The organism is Geminicoccus flavidas (assembly GCF_009806515.1).
Taxonomy (GTDB): Bacteria; Pseudomonadota; Alphaproteobacteria; order Geminicoccales; family Geminicoccaceae; genus Geminicoccus; species Geminicoccus flavidus.
In genome coordinates, this window is record NZ_WUJP01000624.1 from 1 (window position 1) to 7593 (window position 7593).

The window sequence follows — 7593 nt, forward strand, 5'->3', positions numbered from 1 at the left end:
GTCCGGGTCATCCCGGTCGACCTCGAAGCCCAGCGTGATCCGGTCCTCCTGCACCTCGCCGGTCAGGTCCGGGGTGTCCGGATCATCGTCCACCACATGGAGCCGGTCGCCCTCCATCCGCCAGCTGCCCTGCTCGGGCTCGTCCTCGTCGGGATCGGTGATGACCACCTTGCCGTCCGGCCGGAACTCGAAGGTGGCGGCGAGGCTGGAGGCCATCTCGTCGCGCATCGCGTCACGCTGCCCGACCATGCTGGCGCGGGCCTCGTCCCGCTCCTCCTCGGGCACCGCCTGCAGCAGGCCCTCGATCAGCCGGTCGAGGGCCTGGTCGAGCGACGCCTCGTCCAGGCGCCAGATGCCCACCGGGCTGGGTGCCGCCAGGGCCGGAGAGGCCAGGAGCAGGCAGACGATCAGGATCAGGACGCGCAACCCGTTTCACTCCCGGCGACGGTAGATAAGCCGGATTGTCACATGTGGATCGGCTTGGCAAACGCGGCGAGCGCCGCCTCCTTGATCGCCTCTTCTAGGGTCGGATGCGGGTGGCTGGTGCGGGCCAGGTCCTCGGCACTGGCGCCGAACTCCATGGCGACTGTGACCTCGTTGATCATGGTGCCGGCATCGGCCGCGATCATGTGGCAGCCCAGGATTCTGTCGGTGCCGGCCTCGGTCAGGAGCTTGACGAAGCCGTCGGTCTTGCCGACCGCGCGGCCACGCGAGTTGGCCATCATCGAGAACTTGCCGACCTTGTACTCGACCCCGGCCGCCTTGAGCTGCTCCTCGGTCTGGCCGAGGGCCGCCACCTCGGGATCGGTGTACACGACGCCGGGGATCAGGTTGTAGTCGATATGCGGCTTCTGCCCAGCCAGGATCTCGGCGACCGCGACCCCTTCCTCCTCGGCCTTGTGCGCCAGCATCGGCCCGCGGATCACGTCGCCGATGGCATAGATGCCGGGCACGTTGGTGCTGAAGTCGTCATGGGTGGAGATGCGCTGGCGCTCGTCCAGAGCCACGCCGGCGGCGTCCAGGCCCAGGCCTTCCGTATACGGCCGCCGGCCGATCGAGACGAGCACCACGTCGCACTCGATCACCTCCGGCTCACCGCCCTTGGCCGGCTCGACCTGGACCTTGAGCAGGTCACCCGAGCTGTCCACGCCGGTCACCTTGGTGCCGAGCTTGAAGGTCATGCCCTGCCTGGCCAGCAGGCGCTGGAAGGTCTTGCTCACCTCGCCGTCCATGCCAGGGGTGATCCGGTCCAGGAACTCGACCACGGTGACCTTCGCACCCAGGCGCCGCCAGACCGTGCCCAGCTCCAGGCCGATATAGCCGCCACCGATCACGACCAGGTGCTCGGGCACCTTGTCCAGGTCGAGCGCACCCGTCGAGGAGACGATCCGCTCCTCGTCGATGGTCACGCCCGGCAGGGGCATGACGTCCGAGCCGGTGGCGAGGATGATGTTCTTGGCCGTGACCTGCTGGCTGCCGCCGGCGTTCAGCGCCACCTCCATGGCGTTGGCTCCGGTAAGGCGCGCAGCACCCTGGATGTAGTCGACCTTGTTCTTCTTGAAGAGGCCCTCGATGCCCTTGGTCAGGCCGTCGACCACGTCGTCCTTGTTGTCGAGCATGGCGCCGAGATCGAGCTCCACACCCTTGGCGCGGATGCCGATCTTCTCGAAATGGATGCGCGCCTCCTCATAGAGGTGCGAGGTGTGCAGGAGCGCCTTGGAGGGGATGCAGCCGATGTTCAGGCAGGTGCCGCCCAGCCGGCCGCGCTTTTCCACGCAGGCGACCTTCATGCCGAGCTGGGCCGACTTGATGGCGCCGACATAGCCGCCAGGCCCGCCGCCCACCACCACGACGTCGTACGGCTCGCTCATCCTGTCCCTCCCGCAGCCCCCAAGAAGCAAAGGGGCCGGCCTGATTTCACTGCACGTTGGATGGGTTCTGGCACCCGTCGCCGGGCCACAGCGCGCTGCTCCGCCGCCACTGGTGGCAGCAGGGCCGGCCGCGGCCCCTGTCGGCTCACGCCTCGATCAGCAGACGCTGCGGGTCCTCGATGGTCTCCTTGACCCGGACCAGGAAGCTCACCGCCTCGCGGCCATCGATGATCCGGTGATCATAGCTCAGCGCGGTGTACATCATCGGCCGAGCCTCGATCCGCCCAGCCGGCAAGACCATGGGCCGCTCCTGGATCTTGTGCATGCCCAGGATGCCGACCTGCGGCGGGTTCAGGATCGGCGTGCTCATCAGCGAGCCGAAGATGCCGCCATTGGTGATCGTGAAGGTGCCGCCGTTCAGGTCCTCCATGCTGAGCTTGCCGTCGCGGGCGCGCTTGCCGAGGTCGGCGATCTTCTTCTCGATGTCGGCAAGCGAGGCGGCATCCGCATCGCGCAGCACCGGCACCACCAGGCCCTGCTCGGTCGAGACCGCTACGCCGATGTCGTAGTAGTGCTTGTAGACGACCTCGTCGCCGTCGATCTCGGCATTGACTGAGGGATAGGCCTTCAGCGCGTCGATCACCGCCTTCACGAAGAACGACATGAAGCCCAGCTTGATGCCGTGCTTCTTCTGGAAGGCTTCTTGGTATTTCGAGCGCAGCGCCATGACCGCGCCCATGTCGACCTCGTTGAAGGTCGTGAGCATGGCGGCGGTGTTCTGCGCCTCCTTAAGGCGCTCCGCGATCCGCTTGCGCAGCCGGGTCATGCGGACCCGCTCCTCGCGCGCGGAACGCTGCACCGGTGCCGCGGGCGCCTGGGCGGCAGGTGCTGGAGCGGCCGATGCCTGGGGGGTGGGGGCCTGGGCGGCAGGGGCCGGTGCGGCCGCCGCCTTCTGTACGTCGGCCTTGGTGACGTTGCCTTTGGGCCCGGTGCCGGGCACGCTCGCGAGGTCGATGCCCGCCTCGCCGGCGAGCTTGCGCGCGGCCGGGCCGGTCTGGTCGGCGCCACCGCCTGCGGCATGGGCAGCCGGGCTCGCCACCGGCGTCGCCGGCCTGGCGATCCCGCCGGCCGCACCCTCCTGCGGGACCGGCTGCTTGGCCTCGATCACCGGTGCTGCCGCCTTGCCATTGCCGGCGGACGCTCCTTCGTCGATCGAGCCCAGCACCGCATCGACCGCGACATCGGCTCCTTCGGCGGCGCTGATCTCGGCGATGACACCGGCTACCGGGGAGGGGACCTCGAGGTTGACCTTGTCGGTCTCCAGCTCGACCAGCGGCTCGTCCACCGCCACGCTGTCGCCGACCTTCTTCAGCCACTTCGCGACCGTGGCCTCACTCACGGATTCGCCGAGCTTCGGCACCCGGATCTCGACGCTCATCGCATTCCCTCTCGTCCCCACCAATCCACACCACGGGCCGGGCCTGCGCGCGCCCAAGACCCGCAGGTATCATCCGCGCCGTCCGCGGCACCTCAGCCGAGCAGCGCTTCGGACACCAGGGCCTTCTGCTCGCGCTCGTGCTGCGACAAGGAGCCGGTCGCCGGCGAGGCAGACGGCTTGCGGCCGGCATAGGCCAGGCGCCGCTGCGGCACGCCCAGGCTTTCCATCAAGTTCTCGATCCTGGGCATCACGAAGAACCACGCACCCATGTTGCGCGACTCTTCCTGGCACCAGACGAACTTGGCGCTGGTCGGGTAGCGGCTGAGCTCGCGCAGCACCGCGTCCTCCGGGAACGGCGCCAACTGCTCCAGGCGCACCAGGGCGACCTTGTCGGTCAGGTGCAGTTCCTCGCGCTGCGCTTCCAGGTCGTAATACACCTTGCCCGAGCACAGGATCACGCGCTCGACGGCCTGGTCGACGTCGGATGGCGGGCGGTCGTACATGACCCGGTGGAAGGTCGTGTTCTGGCCCATGTCCTCCAGCGTGCTGACGCAGCGCTTGTGGCGCAGCAGCGACTTCGGCCCCATCAGGATCAAGGGCTTGCGGAAGTCGCGGCAGAGCTGGCGGCGCAGCACATGGAAATGGTTGGCCGGCGTGGTCACGTTGACCACCTGGATGTTGTCCTCGGCGAACAACTGCAGGAAACGCTCCAGGCGCGCCGAGCTGTGCTCCGGTCCCTGGCCTTCCATACCGTGCGGCAGCATCACGACCAGGCCGGACATGCGCAGCCACTTGCTTTCCGCGGATGCGATGAACTGGTCGAAATAGACCTGGGCGCCATTCGCGAAGTCGCCGAACTGCGCCTCCCACAAGGTCAGGCAGTTCGGGTCGGACAGCGAGTAGCCATACTCGAAGCCGAGCACGCCTTCCTCGGACAAAAAGCTGTCGACCACCTCGAACCGCGCCTGGTCCGGCTGGAGATTGTCCAGCGGCACATAGCGTTCCTCGCTGGTCTGGTCGTAGATCGTGGCATGGCGTTGGCTGAACGTGCCGCGCCCCACGTCCTGGCCGGACAGCCGGACCGGGAAGCCCTCGACCAGGAGGGAGGCGAACGCCAGATGCTCCGCGGTCGCCCAGTCGATGCCGTAGCCGCTCTCGATCGCCTTGCGCCGGGCACCAATCACGCGGTTGAGCCGCGGATGGATGTTCAGCGTCTCGGGCAGGCTGGTGAAGCGCAGGCCGAGATCGCGCAGGCGGTCCACAGACACGCCGGTCTTGCCGCGCTCATAGGCTTCCGGCGCCTTGCGCAGACCCTTCCAGGCGCCCTCCAGCCAGTCGGCCTTGTTGGACTTGTAGGTCCTGGCCGCCTCGTGCGCCCCGTCGAGCTGCTTCTGAAAGGTCTCCAGGATCGCCTGCGCCTCATCGGCGCCGACCACCTGCTCCTCCTCGAGCTGCCGGGCGAAGATCTGCCGGGTGGTCGGGTGCGTGGCGATGCTGCGGTACATGAGCGGTTGGGTGAAGGCCGGCTCGTCGCCCTCGTTATGGCCGTGGCGCCGGTAGCACCACAGGTCGATCACCACGTCCTTCTTGAACTTCTGCCGGAACTCGGCGGCCAGATGCGCCACCTGACAGACCGCCACCGGGTCGTCGCCGTTGACGTGGAAGATCGGCGCCTGGATGCCGCGCGCCACGTCCGAGGGATAGGGCGAGGTTCGGGCATAGGCCGGGCTCGTGGTGAAGCCGATCTGGTTGTTGATGATCAGGTGGATAGTGCCGCCGGTCCTGAAGCCCTTGAGCTCGGACATCTCCAGACATTCATGGACCACGCCCTGGCCGGCGAACGCGGCGTCGCCATGCATCAGGATGCCCATGACCCGCGAGCGCTCGGTGTCACCGATCAGCCGCTGCTTGGCGCGCACCTTGCCGATCACTACCGGATCGACCGCCTCCAGGTGCGACGGGTTCGGGGTGAGCGACAGATGCACCGACCTGCCTTCCTCGAACAGCCGGTCGGTGGAGGTGCCCAGATGATACTTGACGTCGCCTGAGCCCAGCACCTCGTCGATCGCCGGCTGGCCCTGGAACTCGGAGAAGATCGCCGTGTAGGGCTTGCCCATCACGTTGGCGAGTACGTTGAGCCGGCCGCGATGCGGCATGCCCAGCACGATCTCCTCCACGCCCAGTTGCGCGGAGGTGCGGATGATCGTCTCGAGCGCCGGGATGGTCGCCTCGCCGCCGTCCAGGCCGAAGCGCTTGGTGCCCGGGAACTTGACGTGGAGGAACTGCTCGAAGCCCTCGGCGACGGTGAGCTGCTCCAAGAGCTCGCGCCGGTCGACCGGCGAGCCGTCCAGGATGCCGCCGGGCGCTTCGATCCGCTCCTGGATCCAGGCCTTCTGCTCGGGATCCTGGATGTGCAGGAACTCGATGCCGATCTTGCCGGCATAGGTACGGCGCAGGATCTCCAGGATCTCGCGCAGGGTCGCCTGCTCACGGCCCAGCACCATGTCCAGGAAGAAGGTGCGGTCGAGGTCGGCGTCGGTGAAGCCGTAGGTTTTGGGATCGAGCTCGGCATGCTGGGCGCGCCGGCTAAGGCCCAGCGGGTCGAGATTGGCCTGGAGATGGCCGCGCACCCGATAGGCACGGATCAGCATGATCACGCGCAGATGGTCGTGGATCAGCGCGCGGGTAGCGGGATCGTCCAGGGAGGGATGATCGAGGTTGGCCGGCACACCATAGGTCCTGGGTGCCGCGGACCTCGGCGCCAGGGCGGCCTTGGCCTGCCGGTAGAGGGCCGAGGTCTCCGCGCCCAGATCGTCGAAATAGCCGCGCCAGGACGGGTCGATCGAGGTCGGATCGGTCAGGTACCGCCCGTACAGCTCCTCGATGAACGACCCGTTCCCGCCATACAGGAACGAGGTCTGCTCGAGTTCCTGACGCTTCGCCATCTTCCGTTCCCCGGGAAACCGCAGGAAGCGGCCGCTTCCGCCTCCTGCCCGTTCCTGTTCCTACCGTCCAGAGGTTGATAAGCCGTTTAAGCCTTGCCGCCCATCGCAGCGAGCATGGCCTGACCCAGCGCGGCCGGATGGTCGGCGATCGTGATCCCGGCGGCACGCATGGCCGCGAGCTTGCTCTCGGCGTCGCCCTTACCGCCGGAGATGATGGCGCCGGCATGGCCCATCCGCCGGCCGGGTGGTGCGGTCCTCCCGGCGATGAAGCCGACGATCGGCTTGGTGCAGCCGGACTGCTGCCAGTAGGCGGCCGCGTCCTCCTCGGCACTGCCGCCGATCTCGCCGATCATGATGACGCCCTCGGTCGCGTCGTCCTGGATGAACATCTCCAGGACGTCGATGAACTCGGTGCCCTTGACCGGATCGCCGCCGATGCCGACGCAAGAGGTCTGGCCGAGCCCGGCAGCGGTGGTCTGAGCCACCGCCTCATAGGTGAGAGTGCCGGAGCGGGATACAATACCGATCTTGCCCGGCATGTGGATGTGGCCGGGCATGATGCCGATCTTGCACTGGCCAGGGGTGATCACGCCCGGGCAGTTCGGGCCGATCAGGCGCGAGGCGGAGCCGGCGAGCGCCCGCTTGACCTTGACCATGTCCATCACCGGGATGCCCTCGGTGATGCAGACCACCAGCGGCACCTCGGCGTCGATCGCCTCCAGGATCGCGTCCGCCGCGAACGGGGCGGGGACGTAGATCACCGAGGCGTCGCAGCCGGTCTTCTCCCGGGCCTCCTTGACGGTGTCGAACACCGGTAGGCCCAGATGGGTCTCGCCGCCCTTACCCGGGGTCACGCCACCGACCATCTGCGTGCCGTAGGCGATCGCCTGCTCGGAATGGAAGGTGCCCTGCGCGCCGGTGAAGCCCTGACAGATCACCTTGGTGTTGGAATCGACCAGGACCGGCATCAGTGGGTGCTCCGCACGGCGTTGACGATCTTCTCGGCCGCGTCGGCCAGGTCGTCGGCAGGGGTGATGGGCAGGCCGGACTCGGCGAGGATCTTCTTGCCGAGCTCGACATTGGTGCCTTCCAGGCGCACCACGAGCGGCACGGTGAGGTTCACCTCCCGCGCCGCCGCGACCACGCCCTCGGCGATCACGTCGCAGCGCATGATCCCGCCGAAGATGTTGACCAGCACGCCCTCGACGTTCGGGTCGGACAGCAGCAGCTTGAAGGCTGCGGTTACCCGCTCCTTGGTGGCCCCGCCGCCCACGTCCAGGAAGTTGGCGGGCTCGCCGCCGAACAGCTTGATGATGTCCATGGTCGCCATGGCGAGGCC

At 67.7% G+C, this 7593-nt stretch carries 5 protein-coding genes and 1 pseudogene; all 6 read right to left on the bottom strand.

Annotated features, from left to right (window positions below; genetic code table 11):
* A partial coding sequence (locus EQG76_RS17565; protein WP_159715686.1) for a hypothetical protein occupies nucleotides 1-426 on the bottom strand: 426 nt, incomplete at its 3' end.
* A gap of 38 nt (nucleotides 427-464) precedes the next feature.
* Complete coding sequence (gene lpdA / locus EQG76_RS17570) at nucleotides 465-1871, bottom strand: dihydrolipoyl dehydrogenase (protein WP_159715687.1); 1407 nt, start codon at nucleotides 1869-1871, stop codon at nucleotides 465-467.
* A gap of 145 nt (nucleotides 1872-2016) precedes the next feature.
* On the bottom strand, nucleotides 2017-3309 hold the full coding sequence (gene odhB, locus EQG76_RS17575; RefSeq protein ID WP_159715688.1) for a 2-oxoglutarate dehydrogenase complex dihydrolipoyllysine-residue succinyltransferase: 1293 nt from the start codon (nucleotides 3307-3309) through the stop codon (nucleotides 2017-2019).
* A gap of 92 nt (nucleotides 3310-3401) precedes the next feature.
* Nucleotides 3402-6254, bottom strand: a complete 2853-nt coding sequence (locus EQG76_RS17580) for a 2-oxoglutarate dehydrogenase E1 component (protein WP_159715689.1) — start codon at nucleotides 6252-6254, stop codon at nucleotides 3402-3404.
* Between the two features lie 86 nt (nucleotides 6255-6340).
* Nucleotides 6341-7222 carry a succinate--CoA ligase subunit alpha gene (sucD, locus tag EQG76_RS17585; RefSeq protein ID WP_159715690.1) on the bottom strand — a complete coding sequence of 294 codons (882 nt, stop codon included), beginning with the start codon at nucleotides 7220-7222 and terminating at the stop codon, nucleotides 6341-6343.
* Nucleotides 7222-7593 (bottom strand): annotated as a pseudogene (sucC, locus tag EQG76_RS17590) (succinate--CoA ligase subunit beta); the annotation flags it as partial. The gene sucD and the pseudogene sucC, both read right to left, overlap by 1 nt.